General features: G+C 66.6%; 19 protein-coding genes. 7 read left to right on the forward strand and 12 right to left on the reverse strand.

Features of this window, described 5'->3' with window-relative positions; all coding sequences use genetic code 11:
* Window positions 1-124 precede the first annotated feature (124 nt).
* From B5X78_RS15580 to B5X78_RS15590, 3 genes are all read left to right on the forward strand, one after another.
* On the forward strand, window positions 125-3,031 hold the full coding sequence (locus tag B5X78_RS15580; RefSeq protein WP_079725492.1) for a bifunctional diguanylate cyclase/phosphodiesterase: 2,907 nt from the start codon (window positions 125-127) through the stop codon (window positions 3,029-3,031).
* A gap of 136 nt (window positions 3,032-3,167) precedes the next feature.
* Window positions 3,168-3,440, forward strand: a complete 273-nt coding sequence (locus tag B5X78_RS15585; protein WP_079725493.1) for a type II toxin-antitoxin system TacA family antitoxin — start codon at window positions 3,168-3,170, stop codon at window positions 3,438-3,440.
* Window positions 3,441-3,944 (forward strand): GNAT family N-acetyltransferase, encoded by a 504-nt coding sequence (locus B5X78_RS15590; RefSeq protein ID WP_217698681.1) that lies wholly within the window; start codon window positions 3,441-3,443, stop codon window positions 3,942-3,944.
* Window positions 3,945-4,026: 82 nt separating this feature from the next.
* Here B5X78_RS15590 and B5X78_RS15595 read toward each other — a convergent pair whose 3' ends face one another.
* From B5X78_RS15595 to B5X78_RS15610, 4 genes are all read right to left on the reverse strand, one after another.
* Window positions 4,027-5,751: a vWA domain-containing protein gene (locus B5X78_RS15595; protein WP_079725494.1), complete on the reverse strand. Its 1,725-nt coding sequence runs from the start codon at window positions 5,749-5,751 to the stop codon at window positions 4,027-4,029.
* Between the two features lie 76 nt (window positions 5,752-5,827).
* The gene (gene xseA / locus B5X78_RS15600) at window positions 5,828-7,159 is read right to left on the reverse strand and encodes an exodeoxyribonuclease VII large subunit (RefSeq protein ID WP_079725495.1); all 1,332 of its coding nucleotides are present in this window, start codon (window positions 7,157-7,159) and stop codon (window positions 5,828-5,830) included.
* A gap of 39 nt (window positions 7,160-7,198) precedes the next feature.
* Window positions 7,199-7,735 carry a response regulator transcription factor gene (locus tag B5X78_RS15605; protein ID WP_079725497.1) on the reverse strand — a complete coding sequence of 179 codons (537 nt, stop codon included), beginning with the start codon at window positions 7,733-7,735 and terminating at the stop codon, window positions 7,199-7,201.
* The gene (locus B5X78_RS15610; RefSeq protein WP_139381592.1) at window positions 7,732-8,952 is read right to left on the reverse strand and encodes an ATP-binding protein; all 1,221 of its coding nucleotides are present in this window, start codon (window positions 8,950-8,952) and stop codon (window positions 7,732-7,734) included. Before B5X78_RS15610 ends, B5X78_RS15605 begins: the two co-directional genes overlap by 4 nt.
* A gap of 117 nt (window positions 8,953-9,069) precedes the next feature.
* Between B5X78_RS15610 and ispG the strand changes: the two genes are divergently transcribed.
* Window positions 9,070-10,335: a flavodoxin-dependent (E)-4-hydroxy-3-methylbut-2-enyl-diphosphate synthase gene (gene ispG, locus B5X78_RS15615; RefSeq protein ID WP_079725500.1), complete on the forward strand. Its 1,266-nt coding sequence runs from the start codon at window positions 9,070-9,072 to the stop codon at window positions 10,333-10,335.
* Entirely contained in the window at window positions 10,322-11,026 is a 705-nt protein-coding gene (locus tag B5X78_RS15620) for a phosphatase PAP2 family protein (protein WP_229730747.1), read from the forward strand. The genes ispG and B5X78_RS15620 overlap by 14 nt, the downstream gene beginning before the upstream one ends.
* Here B5X78_RS15620 and B5X78_RS15625 read toward each other — a convergent pair.
* Complete coding sequence (locus B5X78_RS15625) at window positions 11,011-11,361, reverse strand: VOC family protein (protein ID WP_139381593.1); 351 nt, start codon at window positions 11,359-11,361, stop codon at window positions 11,011-11,013. The two genes, B5X78_RS15620 and B5X78_RS15625, sit on opposite strands and share 16 nt — an antisense overlap.
* A 180-nt stretch (window positions 11,362-11,541) precedes the next feature.
* Between B5X78_RS15625 and B5X78_RS15630 the strand changes: the two genes are divergently transcribed.
* Window positions 11,542-12,528 carry a DedA family protein/thiosulfate sulfurtransferase GlpE gene (locus B5X78_RS15630; RefSeq protein WP_079725505.1) on the forward strand — a complete coding sequence of 329 codons (987 nt, stop codon included), beginning with the start codon at window positions 11,542-11,544 and terminating at the stop codon, window positions 12,526-12,528.
* 3 nt (window positions 12,529-12,531) lie between these two features.
* Here the strand turns inward: B5X78_RS15630 and B5X78_RS15635 are convergent, their stop codons facing one another.
* Entirely contained in the window at window positions 12,532-13,419 is an 888-nt protein-coding gene (locus B5X78_RS15635) for a GGDEF domain-containing protein (RefSeq protein WP_176140887.1), read from the reverse strand.
* A gap of 101 nt (window positions 13,420-13,520) precedes the next feature.
* Here B5X78_RS15635 and B5X78_RS15640 point away from each other — a divergent pair, with 101 nt between their 5' ends.
* Window positions 13,521-16,211 carry a serine/threonine-protein kinase gene (locus B5X78_RS15640; RefSeq protein WP_079725508.1) on the forward strand — a complete coding sequence of 897 codons (2,691 nt, stop codon included), beginning with the start codon at window positions 13,521-13,523 and terminating at the stop codon, window positions 16,209-16,211.
* Window positions 16,212-16,220: 9 nt separating this feature from the next.
* Here the strand turns inward: B5X78_RS15640 and B5X78_RS15645 are convergent, their stop codons facing one another.
* Genes B5X78_RS15645 through B5X78_RS15670 form a run of 6 tightly spaced genes read right to left on the reverse strand, consistent with a single transcriptional unit; the run spans window position 16,221 to window position 21,792 of the window.
* Window positions 16,221-17,621 (reverse strand): TAXI family TRAP transporter solute-binding subunit, encoded by a 1,401-nt coding sequence (locus B5X78_RS15645; protein ID WP_217698682.1) that lies wholly within the window; start codon window positions 17,619-17,621, stop codon window positions 16,221-16,223.
* 56 nt (window positions 17,622-17,677) lie between these two features.
* Window positions 17,678-18,586 (reverse strand): DMT family transporter, encoded by a 909-nt coding sequence (locus tag B5X78_RS15650; RefSeq protein WP_079725512.1) that lies wholly within the window; start codon window positions 18,584-18,586, stop codon window positions 17,678-17,680.
* Window positions 18,587-18,613: 27 nt separating this feature from the next.
* A complete protein-coding gene (gene murB / locus B5X78_RS15655) occupies window positions 18,614-19,654 on the reverse strand; it encodes a UDP-N-acetylmuramate dehydrogenase (protein ID WP_079725514.1) in 1,041 nt (346 codons plus the stop codon).
* On the reverse strand, window positions 19,651-20,706 hold the full coding sequence (locus B5X78_RS15660; RefSeq protein ID WP_079725516.1) for a quinone-dependent dihydroorotate dehydrogenase: 1,056 nt from the start codon (window positions 20,704-20,706) through the stop codon (window positions 19,651-19,653). Before B5X78_RS15660 ends, murB begins: the two co-directional genes overlap by 4 nt.
* Before the next feature lie 29 nt (window positions 20,707-20,735).
* Window positions 20,736-21,503, reverse strand: a complete 768-nt coding sequence (locus B5X78_RS15665; RefSeq protein WP_079725518.1) for a class I SAM-dependent methyltransferase — start codon at window positions 21,501-21,503, stop codon at window positions 20,736-20,738.
* A 13-nt stretch (window positions 21,504-21,516) separates the two neighbouring features.
* Window positions 21,517-21,792: a DUF4190 domain-containing protein gene (locus tag B5X78_RS15670; protein ID WP_079725520.1), complete on the reverse strand. Its 276-nt coding sequence runs from the start codon at window positions 21,790-21,792 to the stop codon at window positions 21,517-21,519.
* Window position 21,793 lies beyond the last annotated feature (1 nt).

The following is a 21,793-nucleotide window of genomic DNA, read 5'->3' on the forward strand; positions in this document are numbered from 1 at the left end:
TGCATACTGCCGATAACGTCCGGGAGCGGGTGACGGGGTCGGCGGGCCTGTCGCCGACGCCACATCGCGCTATGCTCGCTCCGGGGAATTTCTTGACTTACACCCAATGCTCTCTGGAACCGGGATGTCCAGCCAATCCGCGAGCGCCGGCATGATGCCCGGCGACCCTGCCACCACGCCCACCGAACGGGTGCTCCAGGTATTGCTGGAGATGCTGCCGGCCGGCAGCGCGCTGGCGGTGAGCTGGCGCGACTGGGCCCTGGGTACCGGCGGGCTGGCCACGGACCAGGCGAGTACGGCCCTGCGCCGACGCGCCGAACAGATCCTGGCCGATGGCGACGCGGTGCTGCGGCCGATGCCCGGCGAAATCGCCCTGACCTGGGAAAACAACGACGGCAACGCCCGCATGGCGCTGGCCGCGGTTCCCGGCGAGCCGCTGGATGCCGCGGCCAGCGCCTCGTTCTCGCTGCTGGCGCGGACCCTGGTGGGCGCCACCCTCGACACCGCGCGTGCGCATGCACGCATCGTCTCGCTGGAAAAATCCAAGCGCCTGCAGCAGGCGCTGTACGAAATCGCCGACCTGGCCGGTACCGATCTGGAAATGAGCGAAATGCTCCGCCGCATCCATGCGGTGGTGAACTCGCTGATGTACGCCGAGAACTGCTACATCGTGCTGTACGACGATCAGCGCCGCAGCGTGCGCTTCCTGTACTTCGCCGACCAGAAGGATCCGTACATCGCCGAGCCGGACCGGGACTTCTCCGAAGAGGAGATGGCCAACAGCATGACCTTCGCCCTGCTCCGGCATGGCCAACCGCTGCGCGGGCCTTCCACGGTCATCCGGCAGAAGCTGGGCGTGATCCGCGATCCCAGCCACGGCCCGGACAGCCAGGACTGGCTGGGCGTACCGATGCGCCGCGATGACCGGGTCTGCGGTGCGATCGTGGTGCAGAGCTACGACACCCCCGCCAGCTACGCCGATGAAGACCGCGCTCTGCTCGGTTACGTGGCCCAGCACATCCTGACCGCGCTGGACCGCAAGCACGCGCATGTGGACCTGGAACGGCGGGTCGAGGACCGCACCCACGAACTGCAGCGCGCCAACCGCGAACTGCAGGCCGAAATCATCGAACGCAAGCGCGCCGAGAAATTACAGAGCGCGCTGTTCCGCATCACCGACCTGGCCATCACCTCCGAGTCGCTGGAGCGCTTCTACGCCGATGTGCATGCGGTGGTGGACGAACTGATTGACGCGCGCAATTTCTACATCGCGCTGCTTGGTGAGAACAAGCAGACCCTGCAATTTCCCTACACCATCGACGAGCGCGATCCGATGCGCAAGTCGCGCCGGATCGGCAACGGCCTGACCGAGTTCGTGATCGAAACCGGCAAGGCGCTGCTGGCCGACCGCACGGTCATCAGTGGCTTGGCCGAAGGCGGCAAGGTCATCCAGCACGGACCGCCGGCCTACAGCTGGCTGGGCGTGCCCTTGTTCCAGGGCGATGAAGTGCTGGGCGCGGTGGTGGTGCAGAGCTACTCACCGGAAGTGAAGTTCACCGCGCACGATCAGAGCCTGCTGAACTTCGTCGCCCACAACATCGGCAACGGCCTGGCCCGCCAGCGCGCCCAGGAAAGCCTGCGCGTGGCCCATGCCGAACTGGAACGACGGGTCGATGAACGCACGCGCGAACTGGCCGAAGCCAATACCCAGCTGCGTGCGCAGATCAGCGAGCGCCTGCGCGCCGAGCAACGCCTGACCCACCAGGCCACGCACGATGCGCTGACCGGCCTGCCGAATCGTCCGCACCTGCTGGACCGGCTGTCGGCGGCCATCGAGCGCGCCCGCCATGGCGATGGCCAGGCCTTTGCCGTGCTGTTCCTGGATCTGGATCGCTTCAAGCTGGTCAATGACAGCATCGGCCACGCCGCGGGTGATGAGCTGCTGATCGAAGTCGCGCGCCGCATCACCATGACGGTGCGCGGCAACGACGTGGTCTCGCGTCTGGGCGGCGATGAATTCGCCGTGCTGATGGAATACGCCGACGACGAAGAGAACATCCGCGAACTCTGCCAGCGCCTGCTCAGCGTGCTGGCGCGACCGATGTGGGTGGCCGGGCGCGAACTGTATCCTTCGGCCAGCCTGGGCATTGCGGTCTGGCATCCGCGCTATCGCAACGGCGAAGAACTGCTGCGCGACGCCGACGCCGCCATGTACCGCGCCAAGGAGCAGGGCCGCGATCGCTGCGCCATGTTCGACGAGGCCATGCGCGAAGCCGCCATGCACAGCCTGGACCTGCAGGCGGATCTGCGTCGGGCCATCAACAACCGCGACTTCCTGCCGTTCTACCAACCCATCCTGCGGCTGGATGACGGCGAGGTGGTGGGCTACGAAGCGCTGCTGCGCTGGCAGCACGAGCGCCGCGGCCTGCTGACCCCGCCGGACTTCATCGATCTGGGCGAAGACAGCGGTTTGATCGAACAGGTCGACTGGCTGATCTACGAACAGGTGGTCAGGCAGATTGCCCGCGGCGGCGATGGCTATGTGTCGGTGAACGTGTCACCGCGACACTTCCGATCGCCCGACTTCGCGGATCGTCTGCTGGCCATGTTCGAGGCCCAGGGAGCGGATCCCTCGCGTCTGCGGGTGGAAATCACCGAGGTGGCGCTGCTCGATGACGCGCCGCGCACCTTGCGCACGCTGAGCACCTTGCGCGAGCACGGCATCCTGGCGCAGCTGGACGACTTCGGCACCGGCTTCTCGGCCTTGTCGTACCTGCACCGGTTCCCGATTTCGGTGCTCAAGATTGATCGCAGCTTCATCGCCGGCATCGGCGATGAAGGGCGACCCGAAAGCCTGGGCCTGGTCCGCGCCATTCTGGCCCTGGCCCGCACCCTGGGCATCGACACCATCGCCGAAGGCATTGAAACCGACGAGCAGCGCCAGGCGCTGCTGGAGCTGGGTTGCAGTTTCGGCCAGGGCTATCTGCTGGGCAGGCCGACGGCGGAAATGGGTGGCGTGGCGTTGGTGTGATGGCGGCGCCTGCCTGAAAGTCTGCTGAGGGCGCTGGAACCGGGTGATTGAGTCCGGCCGCCGGCTGTATGTACACTGTGCACACAGGGCCCGCCCGCAGCTACCCGCGCACGGCCCACCCACTCAGGAGGACGCCATGTGTCCTGTCGCCAGCAAAGTCATCAATCTGCGCGTGCCCGAGGCCAAACAGGTGCTGATCGATCGCGCCGTGGCGGTCACCGGCAAGAACCGCACAGAGTTTATTCTCGATGCCGTTACCGAGAAGGCGCGCGAAGTCTTGGCCGATCAAACCCAATTTGCCCTGGGCAAGCAGGCGATGCAGCGATTCAATGCGCTGATCGAAGCCCCGCTTGAAAATCCGGACGCACTCAAGCGCCTGCTGGCCAAACCGTCGCCCTGGGAGCGTTGATTGTTGCAACTGGATGCACCCAGCCCGCTCACGGACGCGCACTGGCTGGAAGACTTTGAATGTTCCGTACCCGATTTGACCTATTGGCTGCAGGAGCGGGCACGCCAAAACCAGGCAGGTGGCGCTTGCCGGTGCTTCGTGGTGTGCGGCAAGGACAACAAGGTCATTGCTTACTACGCCCTGGCGGCAGGCGCGGTCAGCCACGAGATTGCACCGGGCCGGCTGCGTCGGAACATGCCCGATCCCATTCCGGTAGTCGTGCTGGCGCGCCTGGCGGTTCATCGTGACTGGGTGCGCAAGGGGATTGGGCAGGCCTTGTTGAAAGATGCCGTGTTGCGCTCACTGCGCGCCGCCGAACACCTGGGTGTCCGCGCGATGCTCTGCCATGCGGTGGACGAGCGGGCCAAGGCCTTCTATCTCCAGCATGGCTTTGTTTCGTCGAACATCCATCCGATGACCGTCATGTTGAGCATGGATCGGGTCAAGGCGTTGCTGGTCGCTTGAATCCATGTGGGCGTGCACCCTCTCCCGTGCGGAAGAGGGTGGCCCGATGCGTAGTCGCCATCTGGCACGGCGGGCAGGAGTCTCAGCGGACTTCCGCGATCTGGGGATCCGATGATGCTGCCGCGGTGATCTGCCGGGCGCTATCCACCAACTGCACGAACTCGCGACGCAGGCCGAAACGATCCTCGCCCATGCTGCCTTCGGCGGCGCGACGCACGTCGTCCCATTGCCAGCTGTCAATGTTCTTTCCGCCACGCAACAGGTCGGCGTACGCGGCTACGGCGCTGGCAAACCGGAAGCGCGCACTGGGATGGCGGGCGATGTCAGCGGCGGCGATCGGCGCTTCGATCAACTGGCTGCGATCCTGAGCCGGCAGCTTGTAGCGCAAGCGCAGATGGGCCAGTTCGTTGCGGTCGACACCTGCCTTGTTGGAAATAGCTGCGGGCTCCCCGTAACGCAGGGCTGGCAAACGGGGGGCGTGGCTGCCCACGGGCGTGATCTCGTACAGCGCGGTCACTTCATGTCCGGCGCCGATATCGCCTGCATCCACCTTGTCGTTGGCGAAGTCCTGGTCCTTCAGCACGCGGTTCTCGTAGCCGATCAAGCGATACTCGGCCACCATCGCCGGATTGAACTCGATCTGGATTTTCACATCGCGGGCAATGGTGAGCAGAGTGGACTGCATTTCGTCCACCAGCACCTTGCGTGCTTCCTGCAGCGTATCGATATAGGCGTGATTGCCATCGCCGACATCGGCCAGCTCTTCGGCCATCGCATCGTTGTAGTTACCCGCGCCAAAGCCCAGCGTGCTCAGGGCGATACCGCTCTTGCGCTGATCCGCCACCAGCGTCTTGAGCGCTTCGCGATCGATGATGCCGACATTGAAGTCGCCATCGGTGGCCAGGATGACGCGATTGACGCCCTCCTTGGCGAACGCTTGCCTGGCCATCGAATAGGCCAGGCGGATGCCATCGCCGCCGTTGGTGCTGCCGCCGGCCTGCAGGCGATCCAGTGCGGCGAGAATCGTGTCCTGGCGATCCCCCGGCGTGGGCGGCAAGACCAGACCCGCCGAGCCGGCATAGACCACGATGGACACGCGATCCTGTGCGCGCAGTTGCCGGGTCAGTTGGGCGAAGGCCTGCTTGAGCAGGGGCAGCTTGTCTTCGGACTCCATCGAGCCGGAGGTGTCGATCAGGAACACCAGGTTGGCCGGTGGCAGCGTCGCTTTCGGCACGTCATAGCCCTTGATGCCGATCATCAGCAATTGGCGTTGCGCATTCCACGGCGCTGGCGCGAGTTCCGTGCTCACCCGGAATGGCTGCTCGCGGTTGCCCGGGCCGGGATGGCCGTAGTCGAAGTAGTTGATCAGTTCCTCGGCGCGCACCGAGTCCGCCGGCGGACGAACGCCTTGGCGCAGCATGCGCCGCACATTGCTGTAGCTGCCGGTGTCCACGTCCACCGAGAACGTGGACACGGCTTGTTCGCGGGTGCGGTGGACCGGGTTGTCGTCATGGCCGGCGTAGTTCTCGGTATTGGCGATGCCGGGCGCGGGCGGTGCGGGTGGCGGCGGCGCATAGGCCAACAGGGTGCGGCTCTCGTTCTGGCTGCGCGCACGCCTGGCGGCCATGTCGGCGCTGGAGCGGGCGTAAGCCTCTGCGCGGGCATCGACGGATTCCAGCGTGGTCGCAGCTTGGCTGGCGGCGGCGGCGGCGTCGGCGGATGGTGCATCGGCCGGCCGCGGTTGCGACTGGCAAGCGACCAGCAAGGCGCAGGCAAGCAGGGCAAGGCAGGGTTGAGTCAGGCGCATGGCGGTTCTCCCGTTGGGTCGGGAGGATGAACGTGCCTGCGGTCGGGGTGGGGTTAAGCGATGCCGCGCGGCTTGCTCAACGCTCCACGCGCAACTTCAAATGGCCGTCGCTGAGCTGCGCGCTGACGGCATCGCCGGCCTGTACCTGCTCGACCGACCGCACCAGCTGGCCATTTTCGCGGGTGACGATGGCATAACCACGCGCCACCGTGGCCAGCGGGCTGACCGCGGTCAGCGAACGCGCCAGGCCGCGCAGTTTGAGTGAGTCGCGCTGGAGCTGGCGGGCGATGCTGGCCTGCGGTCGCAAACTCAGCGCCTGCAGGCGATCGCGCAGCTGCGCCAGGCGACGGCTGGGCTGGGTGGCACGCAGCACGGCGTCGGCATGGCGCAGGCGGGCCTGTCGCGATTGCAACTGCTCCCGCCACAGCGCCTGCAATCGGCGCAGGGCTTCGTCCTGGCGCCGCCGGATAAACTCGAGGCGCGCTTGTGGACGCAGCGCATTCAAACGCAGGGCGGCGCGATCACTGCGTTGTATCGCATCGCGCAGGTGCCGGCGCTGGATCTCGGTGGCGTGGCGTTGCAGCGCGCGCAGGTGGCTGGCCAGGTCGCGATGATCCGGCACCAGCAGCTCGGCGGCCACGGACGGCGTGGGCGCGCGCAGATCCGCGGCAAAGTCGGCCAGAGTGAAGTCGGTTTCGTGGCCGACGGCCGATACCACCGGCACCGGCGAAGCGGCAATCGTGCGCGCCAGTTGTTCGTCGTTGAAGGCCCACAGGTCCTCCAGCGAACCGCCGCCGCGGGTGAGCAGCAGCACGTCGTAGCGCTCGCTCCGTGCCGCGCGTTGCAGCATCGAGACGATCTGGGCGGGGGCGGCTTCGCCCTGCACCTGCACGGGCAGCACATCCACTTCCAGCAAGGGGTAGCGTCGCGCCAGCACGCTGAGCACATCACGCACCGCCGCGCCGCTGGGCGAGGTGATCACGCCCAGTCGCTGCACGTGCGCGGGCAGGGCGCGCTTGCGGCCTTCATCGAACAGGCCCTCGGCAGCCAGCTTGGCGCGCAGTTGTTCGAACGCGCGGCGCAACGCGCCTTCACCGGCTTCTTCCATGTGGTCGATGACCAGCTGGTAGTCGCCGCGCGCTTCATACAGCGTGAGCCGGCCGCGCACCAGCACGCGCAGGCCTTCGCGCGGGACGAATTTCAGCCACTGGCTCTTGGGCTTGAACATCGCGCTGCGTATCTGCGCGCGCGCGTCCTTGAGGGTGAAGTACAGATGGCCCGAGGCGGGGCGGGTCACGTTGCCCAGTTCGCCTTCCACCCAGATCAATGGGAACGCGCCTTCCAGCAGATCGCGCGCCAGCGTGTTGAGCTGGGTGGGAGTGAGGATGTCGCGGGCCGGAGATTCCATCCGACTAAGTTAACCGATCCGCGCGCCCGGCCTGGTGGTTCAGTCGATGTTCCTGCGCTCGGGCCCCGGCCGCTTGAGCAACTTGCGTTGCAGCGAGCGCCGGTGCATGCCCAGCAGGCGCGCTGCCGCGGAAATGTTGCCGTCGGTTTCGGCCAATGCCTGCTGGATGTGTTCCCACTCCAGGCGATGCAGCGGCGTCATGGTGTCTTCGGGCTCGGCCGCTTCGGATTTCTCCACGCCCAGTGCACGCAGGATCGAGGTCAGCGAGGCCGGTTTGGGCAGGTAGTCGTCGGCGCCACGCTTGATCGACTCCACCGCGGTGGCCACGCTGGCGTAACCGGTGACCAGCAGGATGCGCATGTCCTCGCGCAGCTCGCGCAGCGGTTCAATCAGCTGCAGGCCGGAGGATTCGCCCAGCTTCAGATCCACCAGTGCGAAATCCGGCGGCTGCTGGCGCGCCAGCTCCAGCGCCTCGCTGGCGTTCAAGGCGATGCGGGTGTCGATGCCGCGCCGCGCCAGGCTGCGCTGGAGGGTGCGGGCGTACAGCTCATCGTCGTCAATCAACAGGCCATTCATGGAAACTCCTTGCGACCAAAACGCACCGGCAAGCGGAAGGTGACGCACACGCCTCGCGGCTGCACGGTGTGGATGCTCAACGAACCGCCCAGGCGCTCGACGGTGGCATGTGACAGGGCCAGGCCCACGCCCATGCCTTCGGGTTTGCTGCTGCGGAACAGGCCTTCGGAGCTGAAGGGCAGGTTTTCATGGAAACCCTTGCCCTCGTCACGCACGTCGCCGATCAGTTCGTCCTGTTCGCAGCGCAGACGCAGGAACACGCGCTGCGAGCCAGCCTGGGTGCTGGCATCGGCGGCGTTGTTGAGCAGCGCCTGCAGCAGGTGGCCAATCGAAGGTTCCACCCGCAGGTTGGGCGGCAGCACGCCTTCGCGCCGCAAATCGATGGTGGGCCGCACCAGTTGCCAGCGATCAATCACGCGGTCCAGATCGACGCTGGCGCGGAATCCCATCTCCGCCGACGCCGCCAGTTCGCGCACGCGATCGCGGCACAGGTCGACCAGCTGGCGCAGGGTGTGGGCGTCCTCGCGGATGCCGTCATCGTCGGTCTGCTCGCTGATTTCTTCACTGAGCAGGGTCATTGTGGCCAGCGGGGTATTCAGTTCATGTGCCACGGCGGCGGCATGCGTGGCCAGGGCCACGATGCCTTCATTGCGGGCGAAGCGCTCGCGCAACGTGGACACCTCGCGCTCGCGCAGGCGCAAGGCGGAGACCAGGCGGGTGGAGAAGTACAGCACCACACCGACCGACAGCAGGAAGTTCACCGCCATGCCCCACAGATGCAGGCGGGTGCTGTGCAGCTCCGGCAATGGCTGGCCGAACACCGACATCAGCCCGTAACCGAGCAACGAGGCCGCCGCGGTGGCCAGCACCCAGCGCAATGGCAGGGCCAGCGCCGCCACCACGTTGAGCAGCAGGAACATCGGGCTGAAGGGATTGGTGATGCCGCCGCTGCAGGCCAGCAGCCAGGACAGCACGGCCACGTCCACCAACATGTGCAGGAAGGCCGTGCGCGAGGAGTCCGGCCCCGGGTGGCGGCTGCGCCAGGTGGCGTAGATGTTGAAAGCCGCCAGCACCGCGATTCCGCCCCACAACGGCCCGCGTGGCAGCGGGATGTCCATCCATTCGGTGGCGACCAGGACCGTCACGGCCTGGCCGGTGATGGCGACCCAGCGCAGGTTGCACAGGGTGCGCAGGAAACTCGGAGACGACATGGGCATGCGCACATGCTAGTCGAAGCGGCCGGACCTCACCCGTGACGGGCGGTCGCAGCGGCCCTGCCGGGCGCTCAGGCCACGGTAGGCCGGGGGATGCGGTACACGATCTAGAATAGGCGCATGCACGACGCCGTCACCCGCCCCACGCCCCCCGCCGACGCCACCGCCTGGCCCCGCCGCATCACCCATGCTGTCGATATCGGCGGGGTCAAAGTGGGCGGCGGCCAGCCCGTGGTGGTGCAGTCAATGACCAACACCGACACTGCCGATGTCGCCAGCAGCGTCAAGCAGGTCGCCGACCTGTGGCGGGCTGGTTCGGAACTGGTACGGCTGACCGTCAACAATCCCGAGTCCGCAGCCGCCATCCCGCGCATCCGCGAGAAGCTGGACATGATGGGCGTGCCGGTGCCGCTGATTGGCGACTTCCACTACAACGGTCACACCTTGCTGAGCGGCGAGCCGGCCTGCGCCGAGGCGCTGGCCAAGTACCGCATCAACCCGGGCAATGTGGGCTTCGGCAAGAAGAAGGACACCCAGTTCGCCCAGCTCATCGAGTTCGCCATCCGCTACAACAAGCCGGTGCGCATCGGCGCCAACTGGGGCTCGCTGGACCAGTCGCTGGCGGCGCAGCTGATGGACGAGAACCATGCCCGCGAACAACCCTGGGACGCCGGCCGCGTGCTGCGCGAGGCGTTGATCCGCTCGGCGGTGGATTCGGCCGAGCGCGCGGTGGAGCTGGGCCTGGCGCGCGATCGCATCGTGCTGTCGGCCAAGGTCAGTGGCGTGCAGGAATTGATCGCGGTCTATCGCGACATGGCCCAGCGTTCGGAGTTCGCCCTGCACCTGGGCCTGACCGAAGCGGGTATCGGCAGCAAAGGCATCGTCGCCTCGGCGGCCGCGCTGTCGGTGCTGCTGCAGGAAGGCATCGGCGACACCATCCGCATCTCGCTGACGCCCGAGCCGGGCCAGTCGCGCACGCAGGAAGTGATTGTCGCGCAGGAACTGCTGCAGACCACCGGCCAGCGCGCCTTCACCCCGATGGTCACCGCCTGTCCCGGTTGCGGCCGCACGACCTCCGAGTTCTTCCAGGAACTGGCCAAGGTGGTGCAGAACCACGTGCGCGGGCAGATGCCGGTGTGGAAGATCAGTCACCCCGGTGCGGAGAACATGACCCTGGCGGTGATGGGCTGCATCGTCAACGGCCCGGGCGAGTCACGCCACGCCAACATCGGCATCTCTCTGCCGGGCACCGGCGAGGCGCCGGCGGCGCCGGTCTTCATCGATGGCGAGAAGAAGCTGACCCTGCGCGGCGAGAACATCGCACAGGAGTTCGTGGCGGTGATCGACGAATATGTCGAGCAGAAATACCGCCGTGTCGCCGGTTGAGGCGGTCCGGCAGGGCCTGACTTACCTGTTTGACCTGCTGCGCCAGCGCGCGTGGCGGTTGGCGTTGCTGTTCGTGGGCCTGCTGCTGCCGTTGTGGGTATTCGCGGAGCTCGCCGAGGAAGTGCACGAGCTGGAAGAGTTCGTGTTCGACGCCCCCTTGCTGATGCATCTGCATGCGGTCGCCACGCCGGCGCTGGATCGCTTCTTCATCCATGTATCGGCGGCTGGCTACCACTACGGCGTGGTGCCGATCGATATTGCGCTGGTCTTGCTGCTGCTGGTGATCCGGCGCTGGCGCGAGGCCTTGTTCACCGGTTGCGCGTTTGCCGGCTCGGCCCTGCTCAACCTGGCCACCAAGCACGCGTTCCAGCGCGATCGGCCCAGCCTGTGGGAATCGGTGTCGCCGGAATCCACCTTCAGTTTTCCCAGCGGTCACGCCATGGGCTCGATGACCCTGGCAATGACGGTGTTCCTGCTGGCGTGGCACACACGCTGGCGCTGGCCGGTGGCGGTCGCCGCGCTGGTGTTCGTCCTGTTGGTGGGCCTGTCGCGCATTTACCTGGGCGTGCATTACCCCTCGGACATCATCGGCGGCTGGGCCGCCGGCATGGCCTGGGTGGTGGGCGTGTACCTGGTGATCTATCGCGGTGGGCGGCCGTGGCGGCGCGAGCCAGCTCAGTCCAGTTCGTAGAACTGGAAACACACGCCCGAAGGTGCGATGAGGTGGAACTCGCGCCGGCCCCAGGATTTCATTTCCAGCGGCCCGACCTGGGCGGGCAGGGTCGCGTATTCGACATACAACGCGTCCAGTCCCGTCACGCCGATGCTGAAGCTGGCGTTGTCGGCCCAGAGACGTTCGCCATTCCGGACCAGGTGGAAGGCCACGCCATCGCGCTCGATGCCGGCCATGTCGCCTTCCTGCCAGATGGCGCGGAAGCCCATGCCGTCGATGTAGAAGTCCAATGCCTCAAGCAAGCATGGCCCCGCCGGCAGCATCGGCGTGACCATCCCGAATCGTGTTGCCATGTGGTGATCTCCCCCCGGAGACGTACAGCGTAGGAGAGCGTCTGGCGTGCCGCAACGGCGTTGCGTGCGAGCGTAAGCAAAGTAACGCAATGTTTCCTGGATGGCGCTTGTGGCGATGCGTGCGTGGCCCGAACATACGCCCACAGCGTCGTCGTCGGCGCGAAGCAGCGGAAGCACGACATGCAGCAACTGGTCGAAGTCTTTGGCGTGTGGCTGGTCTTCGTCAATGTCCTGGCGTTGTCGCTGGGTCTGCCGGTGCCGGCGCTGCCCACGTTGATCCTGGTCGGCGCGGGCATCCAGCTGCATGCCGATCCGGCCTGGCCGGCACTGCTCGGCGTATTGGCCGTGTCGATCAGCGCCAGCCTGCTGGGCGATGCCGCCTGGTATTACGCCGGTCGCCGTTACGGCATGCGCACGCTGCAATCGCTGTGCCGGTTGTCGCTCTCGCGCGACAGCTGCATGAAGCAGACCGAGCGCTTCTACAGCCGCTTCGGCGTGCGCGTGCTGACCGTGGCCAAATTCGTGCCGGGCCTGTCGATGGTGTCGGTGCCGCTGGCCGGCGCCATGCAGGCCAGCCTGCCGCGTTTCCTGCGCTATGACGGCATCGGCGCCGCATTGTGGGCCAGCCTGGGCCTGGCGTTGGGGGCGATCTTTGCGCGCCAGGTGGAGCAGGTGATCGACATCCTCTCGCAGTTGGGCGGTGGCACCGTCGCCGTGCTGCTGATCGGTCTGACCGCCTACATCGGCTATCGCTGGTGGCGGCGCCGCAGCCTGTTCAAGATGCTGGAAACGCAGCGGGTGGAGGTGGCGGAACTGCAGTCGCATCTGCAGACGTCGCCACTGCCGCTGCTGCTGGATATCCGCGCGCCCGGCCTGCGCGATGTCGATCCTTTCATTATCCCCGGCGCCGAGTTTGCCGATGAGCGCAAGCTGGAACCGATCCTGGCCGCGCATCCGCGCGATACCCGGATCGTGATCTACTGCGCCTGCCCGAACGAGGTCTCTGCCGCCTGGATGGCGGCGCAGTTGCGTCGGCATGGCTTCACCAACGTCCTGCCTTTGCGGGGTGGTATCGATGCCTGGCGTGCCGCCGGCTTTCCCGTGGTCGCCATCCCGCCCGGCAATGCCTCGTTGCCAGCCAACGCCGAGGCCAGCGCCGACGCCTGAGCCTCAGGGCTGGATGCAGACCCGGTTGCGACCTTCGCTCTTGGCGCGATACAGGCCGGCGTCGGCCGCCGCCATCATCCGGCTGCAGGTATCGCGATGCGGATTGAGCGCAGCGATTCCGATGCTCACGGTGATGTGTTGATCTTCTCCGCCCGGCTTGAACACCGAATCGGCGATGGCCTGGCGCAGGCGCTCGGCGAAACCGAACGCCGCTTCGCTGTCGCACTCCGGCAGCAACACCGCGAACTCCTCGCCGCCGATGCGCGCGGCGGCATCGTCATTGCGCACGTGGCGACGCAGGATTGCCGCAATCTGGCGCAGCACATGGTCGCCGGAAATGTGGCCGTAGCGATCATTGATCGGCTTGAACAGATCCACGTCGATGATGCACATCGCCAACGGCCGCTGGTGCCGCATGGCGCGGGCGATTTCGCGATCGACCGTGTCGATGAAGTGACGGCGGTTGTACAGCTCGGTCAGCGCGTCATGCGTGGCGAGCTGGTAGATCTCTTCGTGGTAGTGCGCTTCCAGGCTGGCATGGCTGATGAACTTCAGGATGCTTTCGCCCAGGGTCAGGTGATCACCGTCCTGCAGTTCGGCCTCGCTGATCGGCGCTTCGTTCAGGCGGGTGGGATTGGTGGCCTGCAGATCGCGCACGCGGTAACGGTCGCCTTCGCGCCAGATTTCGCAGTGTCGGCGCGAGACGCTGGCATGCGGGATGTGCAGGTCTGCCTCGCGTGAGCGACCCACCACCACCGGCTGCTCATCGATGTCGGCGCGCCGGCCCAGGCCTTCGCCCTGGATGACCACCACGCACGCCGAACGCGTGCCGCGCGGCGTCGGGCCGTCGCTGCAGATCGTGCGCTGGGTGGTGTCGTGGTCGGGGGCCATGCGCCGTGGGAGGTCAGTGCGGCAGGGCGTCGAGTGTAGCCGGTCCGGGCGGACACTGCCGCCGCATCTGGGTACCATGCAGGCCTCCAGGGGGATTGACCATGTCTGCAGCGCCGCCGCCGGCGGAAGATCCGGAAGCCACCGAGCTTCTGGTGACCCAGTTGTCCGATGCCGCGCCGGAAGGCGCGTCCGGCTTCGCGCCGGGCATGCGGCTGGGCGCCTATCGGCTGGATGCGTTGCTGGGGCAGGGTGGCATGGGTGAGGTCTACCGGGCCGAACAACTGGAGCCGGTGCGGCGCACAGTGGCGCTCAAGCTGTTGCGTGGTCGCCGGCTGGACGCGCGCCATCTGGCTTATTTCGAGATCGAGCGGCAATTGCTGGCACAGATGCGCCACCCCGCCATCGCCCAGATCTACGACGCCGGCACCACCGCCGATGGCGTGCCGTACTTCGCCATGGAATTCAGCGAAGGTGTCACGGTCACCCGTTTCTGCGCCGAGCAGGCGTTGTCGCTGCGCGAGCGTCTGGCGCTGTTCCTGCGTATCTGCGAAGGCGTGCAGCACGCGCATCACAAAGGTGTCATCCACCGTGATCTGAAGCCGGGGAACCTGCTGGTGGATCGCGTCGATGGCCGCCCCATGCCCAAGATCATCGACTTCGGCATCGCCATGGTCGCTTCGCGCTCGTTCGATGGGCCGCAGGAGCGCGCCGGCACGCCGGTCTACATGAGTCCGGAACAGGCGGCGGGTGACCTGGCTGCCATCGATACCCGCAGCGATGTCTACGCGCTGGGCGTACTGCTGCACGAGTTGCTCGCAGGTGCGCGGCCCGGCGCCGACAGCGACGGCATGACTGAGCTGGCCTCGCAGACCCTGGAGACGCTGCCGCCGGACAACCCGCGACTGGCCGGCATGGCGCGCGCGCCGCTGCGCCGCGCGCTGCGCGCTGAACTGGATTGGGTGGTGGCCAAGGCCATGCGCCATGAGCGCGAGGATCGCTACGCTTCGGTCGGCGAACTGGCTGCCGACGTGCGCCGCTTCCTGCAGGGTGAGCCGCTGCTGGCCGTGCCTTCCAGCCGGCGCTACCGCGCCGGCAAGTTCATCGGCCGTCATCGGACTGCCATGCTGGCGGCGTCGGTCGTGCTGTGCGCGCTGGTGGCCGGCTTGGGCCTGTCCGTGTACGGCCTGATGCAGGCGCGCGAGCAACGCGCATTGGCGGAATTGCGCAGCCGCGAACTGGAGCGCGTCGCCGGTTTCCAGCAAGCCATGCTGCAGGACATCGACATCGAGGCCATGGGCGCCGGGTTGTCGACCGCCTTGCGTGATCAGTGGCTGCAGCGATCAGTGGAAGAGCGTGCCGCCCTGGATCGCATCCTGGCGCAGGCCAGCAGCGCCGATGTGGCGCGGCGGATGATTGATCGCAACCTGCTGGTGCATGCCGACGCGGCGATTACCCGCGACTTTGCCGACCAGCCGGCGCTGGCCGCGGACCTGCGCGAATCCATCGCGCGCGTGCACAGCGCTCTGGGCATGCCCAACGAGGCGGCGGCCGGCTTTGCGCGGGTTGCCGAGTTCCGCACCACCGCGTTCGGCGAAGCCGACCCGCGCACGCTGGCGGCGCGTCGCGGCCAGGCCGATGCCCTGCTCAGTGCCGGCCATGTCGATGCCGGCGCGGTGATCATCACGCGCGCGCGGCCGCTGGCCGAACGCCTGCCTTTGAACGATGCCACCCGCGTCGGTTTTGCGCTGGCGCAGGCCGACGTGCTCTCGGCGCGCGGCGAGCGTGAGCGCGCGCGCCGGCAATTGCAGGCATTGCACGATGCGCTGGTCGCCGTGCATGGCGAACGCGATCTCGCCAGCATGGATGTGCTCAATGCGCTGGCCAACCAGCAGCGCGCGGTCGGCGACCTCGCACAGGCGCGCGCCAACATGGAAAAACTGGTGCCGTTGCGGGTGGCCGTGCAGGGCGCCGAGCACAAGGATAGCCTGGCAGCGCAGGGCAACCTGGCAGTGATGCGCATGTTGAGCGGCGAGAAGGAGGGTGCGGTCGCCCTGCAACGCGAACTGGTGGCCATCCAGACTCGCCGCCTGGGCGCCGAGCATCCCATCACCCTGCATGCGCGCAGCACGCTCGGCAGCATGTTGTCCGATTCCGGGCAGGCGGAAGAAGCGCTGCCGCTCATGACCGCCGTGCTTGCCGCCCGCGAACGCGTGTTGGGCGCCGAACATCCGCTGACCCTGCGCACTCGACTCAACCTGGCCACCACCTACGCGCGGCTGGAAGACTTCAAGGCGGCATTACCGTTGGAACAGCAGGTGCTGGAAGCGCGCACGCGCCTGCTGGGCGCCAGTCATCCGGATACCTTGTCGGTGGTCATCAATCATGCCGGCACCTTGCTGCACGATGATCAGCCCCAGGCCAGCCTGGACTTGCTGGACAAGGCGATTCCACTGGGTCGCGAGGTGATGGGGGTCAAGCATCCGCAATGGCAGCGCGCGTTGTTGATTCGCGCAGACGCCAACATGGAAGTGGGCCAGCAGGCGCGCGCCATCGCGGCGTACCGCGAACTGCTGGACGTACGCCAACACCTGTTGGGCGACCAGCATCCGGAGACCGTGCACGCCGCCTGGAACCTGGTGGATGCCTACGAGTCACTGAACCAAACGGCGCAAGCGCGCGCCGTGGATGATCGTTATCTGCAGCCGCTGCTGAAATCCGACCCCGCCCTACTGAGCGAGCCGTTGGCGGCGCTGGCGACGGCGATGCGCCGCGAAGGCCGCATCACCCATTGAAGCCATGGCTCAGGGCGGGAGCAGTTTGGCTGCTTGCCGACAGCGTTCCAGGCCCAATGCCTGCTGATCCAGCAGTTGCCGCAAGGCAGTCAGCCGGCGCTGCTGGCGCCCGGTCAGCATGCCGTGGAGCGCGTGCATCCGGAGCATCGTACGCAACTCGACCAGCCAAAGGCGGTACTTGGTTTCCTTGTAGAACCACAGTGGCGAAGGCACGCCGAGGAAACTCAGCACAGGGCCGAGGATGGTCAGCGGCAGCACCAGCAGGAACAGCTGGAAGATTCCATTGGCGGCCGCAAATGGCAGGTGGCGATACAGGAAGGGTAGGCCCGCGCGATGAAAGGACTCGGCAATCGGATGCAGCGGCAACTGGCCACCGACCGAGCGTGGGTAGCTTCCCGCCTCGCGATCCAGGTTGGACACGCCATGGACTTGCTGCATCACCTCCAGGAGGTGATGAAGAACGCCCGGATCCATATTCGCTTTGACCACGACGGACACGGCTTCAGTGGGCAAGGTCAGATCGGTGGCAGGCAAATTGCGGCGCAAGTCGAAGATACCTTGCGGTATCCGCACAACGCCCATGTTGCGGCCGGCACCCAGCACGCGAGAGGTGGCGCGGGCGTCGATGACGTCCACCAACTCCAGGCCGGGCGTCGTGGCCAGTTCTGCCACGATGGGCTGCTCCAGCGGCTGCAGGATGAAGGCAACGTCCACCTCGCCCTTGCGCAGCGCCTCCACTGACTCACCCAACCCGCGGGTGTGGAAGACAGCGTTGTCTTCGGTCACGCCATAGGCGCGCAGCACTTCTGTGGCCAACTGGTAGGAGCCGCTGTCGCGCGGGCCGAGCGCAATGCGCATGCCCTTGATGTCGGCCAAGCGACTGAAACGGGGCGTCTGCGTGCGGCGAAACACGAACAATGGCTCGTCGGTGATGACGCCGAGCGAGCGTACGTTGGGATAGGTGTGTGCGTCTGCGCGCTGGGCGACAAAGGCCATATCCACGTGGGAGTCGAGCTTGTTCACTTCCACCAGGCCCAGCAGTGTGTTCTCTTCCGGCAGCACGCGCGCCTTGATTCCGCGTTCGGCCAACAGCGCACGGTAGCGAAGGGCGGTGGTGTGGAAATAGCCACCCTCCGGTCCAGATGCAATCACCAACTCCTGCGGTGCCATCGAGTGCCAGGCCGCGATGGCGATAATCAACAGGCCGATGCCAATCAGGGGATAGCCCAGCAAGCGCTGGGCGAAGTGGGCCAAGGTGGCGGTAAAACGCATGCGGGCAGGAACGACGGAACGAACTCCGACGCCATCAACGATTGGGAAGGCGCAGATTCTATTGAGCGCGGGGAGGTGCGGTTTTGCCGTCATCGCGCAAAGCCACGGCTGCGTGACCGCCGGTCGAATGCAGAACAACTAACATTCTGCCCGGCCCTGATCCCACGGATTGTGCCGGCGCTCGCCTGCCGGGCTTACTCGCCGGGTTTGGCGGCCGAGGTGACCGCTCCGGAGGCCGCCTTGCGCGACAGGACGGCTTCGCGGTGGGCGATGTAAGCGTTGGCGGTGAAGATGATGCCGGCGCCCACCAGGGTCCACACATCCAGTTTTTCGCTGAACAACCACCAGCCGAAGACCGCCACCACCGGCAACTGCATGAAGCTGATCGGTGTGAGCGCCGACACCTCACCCAGCTTGAGCGCCCGCGTCCACAGCATGTGTCCGCCAGTCCCCATGAAACCGGCGGCGATTACCCACAGCCAGGTGATGCCTTGCGGCCATTGCCAGACACTGAGCGCGGGCAACAACGACATCGGCACCCACAGCAGGGTGGTGTAGATGACGATGCGATCGGCGGGTTCCACCGCCGACAGCTGCTTGATCTGGATCGCCACCAGCGCGCTCATCACCGCCGCCAGCACGGCAATCAAGGCATCGATGCTGAACTCGGAACTGCCCGGACGCACGATGATCAACACGCCGATGAAGCCCAGCACCACCGCGGTCCAGCGACGCGCGCGGACCTTCTCGTTGAGCATGGCCGCCGCGGCCAGGGTGACGAACAACGGGGTGGAATAGGACAGCGACACCGCCTGCGCGAGCGGCAGATGGCCAATGGCCCAGAACCCGCACAGCATGGAGACGATGCCAATCAGGCAGCGGAACAGGTAACGCGGAAAGTACTGGGTGCGCAGGATGCCCGGGCCATGCTTGATCAGCTGGGGCAGGGTGGCGATCAGGCCGAAGAAGTTGCGGAAGAAGGCAATCTCGAACGTGTGCAGGTCCGCCGAGGCCAGCCGGATCGCCACCACCATCAGCGCGAAGAACATCGTGCTGGCCAGCATCAGCGCGGCGGCGCGGAAATGGACGGGGATGGCTGGCATCAGTGGGCGCCCTGCCGTTTCATCGGTCTACCAGCGCGCTCCGATGATGCGCGGCTCGGGCTCAATCGCCACGCCAAAGCGCGCCTGCACGGATTCGGCGATGCGTCGCGCCAACGCCAGCAACTGCGGGCCGGTGGCCTGGCCATGGTTGACCAGCACCAATGCATGCGCGGCCGACACGCCGGTATCGCCATCGCGATGGCCTTTCCAGCCGCAGGTCTCGATCAGCCAGGCCGCGGAAATCTTGCGCGTCTGCGCACTGTCGCCGCGGAACGCGGGCAGGCCGGGATGCGCGGCCTGCAGCGCTTCGACCTGCGCCAGCGGAAGGATGGGATTCTTGAAGAAACTACCGGCATTGCCGACCACCACCGGGTCAGGCAGCTTGCGCTGGCGGATATGGATGACCGCGCTGGCCACGTCCAGCGCAGTGGGCCTGTCCACGTTCATCGCCTGCAATTCCTCGCCGATGCCGGCATAGTCCAGACGCAGGGCCGGCTGGCGCAGCAGATCCATCTCCACCGCCGTGACCACGTAGCGGTCGGGCTCGTGCTTGAACACGCTGTCGCGATAGCCGAACGCACAGTCCTCGCGCGACAGCCGACGCCACTGCTGGCCGCGCCGATCCCAGGCCTCGACGGCATGGACGAATTCGCCCACTTCCACGCCATAGGCGCCAATGTTCTGGATGGGGGCGGCGCCAGTGGTGCCGGGGATCAGCGCCAGGTTTTCCAGCCCGCACAGACCACGCTCCAGCGACCACATCACCAATGCATGCCAGGGTGTACCGGCGTCGACACGGATGCGCGCGTGGTCGGCGTCCTGTTCCAGGATCAGTTGCTGGCGGGATACGAAAGACAGCACCGGGCCTTCGGCATCGCCGGCGAACAACAGGTTGCTGCCGCCGCCCAGCACCATCAACGGACCGGAAGCCATCTCCGGCAGCGCCAGGACCTCGGGCAGGTAATGGCTGTCGTGCACTTCCGCCAGCCAGTGGGCGTGGGCTTCCACGCCAAAGGTGTTGCGTGTGCGCAGGGAGGCATGCCCGAGCAGGCGATAGGGTCGGGTCATTCGGGCGCCACCGCTCCGCGGCTGGGCGCTTCGCGGCGGCGGCGGATGGCATCCACGCATTCACCGATCAGTTCCGGCCCGCGGTAGACCAGGCCGCTGTAGCACTGCACCAGCGATGCACCCGCGGCCATCTTGGCCACGGCGTCGGCGCCGGAGAGGATGCCACCCACGCCAATCAACGGAATCGTGTCCGGCAGGCGCGTGCGCAGTCGACGCAGCACCAAGGTGGATTGACCCATCAAGGGCGCGCCGGACAGGCCACCGGTTTCCCGCGCCAGACGATGATCCTGCACGCTGATCCGCGAGACCGTGGTGTTGGTAGCGACCACGCCATCGACCGACAGATCGCCCAGCACACGGGCGACCGCGTCGATGTCTTCATCAGAGAGATCCGGTGCCACCTTGACCAGCATCGGCACGCGCCTGCCGTGTTGGGCGGCCAGATCTTCCTGGGCCTCACGCAGCGTGCCAATCAGTTGCCGCAGGGCCTGTTCTTCCTGCAGCTCGCGCAAGCCTGCGGTGTTGGGCGAGGAAATGTTGACGGTGATGTAGTCCGCCAGCGGGTAGACCCGCTCCAGGCAGAACAGGTAATCGGATGCGGCACGCTCGTTGGAGGTGTCCTTGTTCTTGCCGATGTTGATGCCCAGGATGCCGGCCCGCTTCTGCACGCGCTCGACGTTGCGCACCAGCGCGTCCACCCCTTCGTTGTTGAAGCCGAGCCGGTTGATCACCGCCTGGTGTTGCGGCAGGCGGAACATCCGCGGCTTGGGGTTGCCGGCCTGCGGGCGCGGCGTGACCGTGCCGACTTCGACAAAGCCGAAGCCCATCGCGAACAGCGCCTCGATGTGCGCGCCGTTCTTGTCCATGCCGGCGGCCAGGCCCACCGGATTGGGAAAGGTCAGGCCCCAGACCTTGGTCGGCATGGGCGCCACCGGCCGACCGAGCATCGGCAGGCTGCCGCTGCGGTAGGCCAGTTCGAGCGCGCGCAGGCCCAGGCCGTGCGCGGTCTCGGCATCGAAGCCAAACAGGAGGGGACGGGCAAATTTGTACATGGATCAGCGTTGACGACGGGAGCGGGGGATCATCGGGACAGGGTGCCGACGAAGGCGCGGGTGAGATAGTCAAACCTGACCCGGCCCTGTTGCGCATTGTCGTCGAAGAGCCGCTGCAATGCTTCCCGCATTTTGGCGTGGTCCGGATGATCCGGTGGCGGGGCCGAGGAGGAGGAGCGCACGCGCCCGTACAAGCCTGCGAAATCCAACCAGTGCGGATTGGGAAATTCGGCCATGCCGCGATAGCCGGCGCCAAACCAGGCCTGCATGGCCGGGTCGTCGGGGCGGCGCTCGGCCACCTGGCTGTAGTCGGTGCCGTAGCGATGCAACAGGTCTTCGTAGCCCTGCAGGAAGGCCGACAACGCCGGCACGCGCGCATTCCAGTACACGCAGGCCAGGCCGCCCGGGCGCAGGATGCGCGCCCATTCCACCCGGGTCGGTCCCGGTTCCAGCCAATGGAAGGCGGTGGCGCAGGAAATCAGGTCAATGTTGGCATCGGCCAGCCCGGTGGCCTCGCCGCGGCCCGCGGCCACCTGCAAGCCGGGCCGGGCCGCCAAATCCCGGCTCAGGGCCTGGCGCATCTCGTCGTTGGGTTCGACCGCGATGACCGGATGGCCATGGTCCAGGAACAGCCGGGTCGACAAGCCGGTACCGGCGCCGATGTCGGCCACTGTGGCCCGGGCCTCCACGCCCTGGCTGACCTGCAGCCAATCGACCAGGGCGTCGGGGTAACCCGGCCGGTAACGCAGGTAATCCTCTACGCGGGGACTGAAGCGTTGGGTCGGGTCGGCCTCCATGACCGCGCGCCGGTTACTGGCTGCCCAACCAGAACAGGCCACCGAAGAAGGCGAACAGCACGATCAGGCCGAGCACCCAGAACGCCACCGCGACCCAACCCAGGATCAGCCCGGCCACGGCCAGGCCATCCCCCTCCAGCCGATCCGGCATGCGGCGGATTTCGCCGCGTGCCATGTGCCCGCTGATGATCGCCGCAATCGTGCCCAGCAGTGGCAGCAGGGTCCAGCCCAGGATGCCGCTGACCAGACTGACGATGGCGAGGGTGCTGGTCTGGCGAACAGTGCTCATG

It is taken from the genome of Pseudoxanthomonas indica (assembly GCF_900167565.1).
GTDB classification, from domain to species: Bacteria; Pseudomonadota; Gammaproteobacteria; order Xanthomonadales; family Xanthomonadaceae; genus Pseudoxanthomonas_A; species Pseudoxanthomonas_A indica.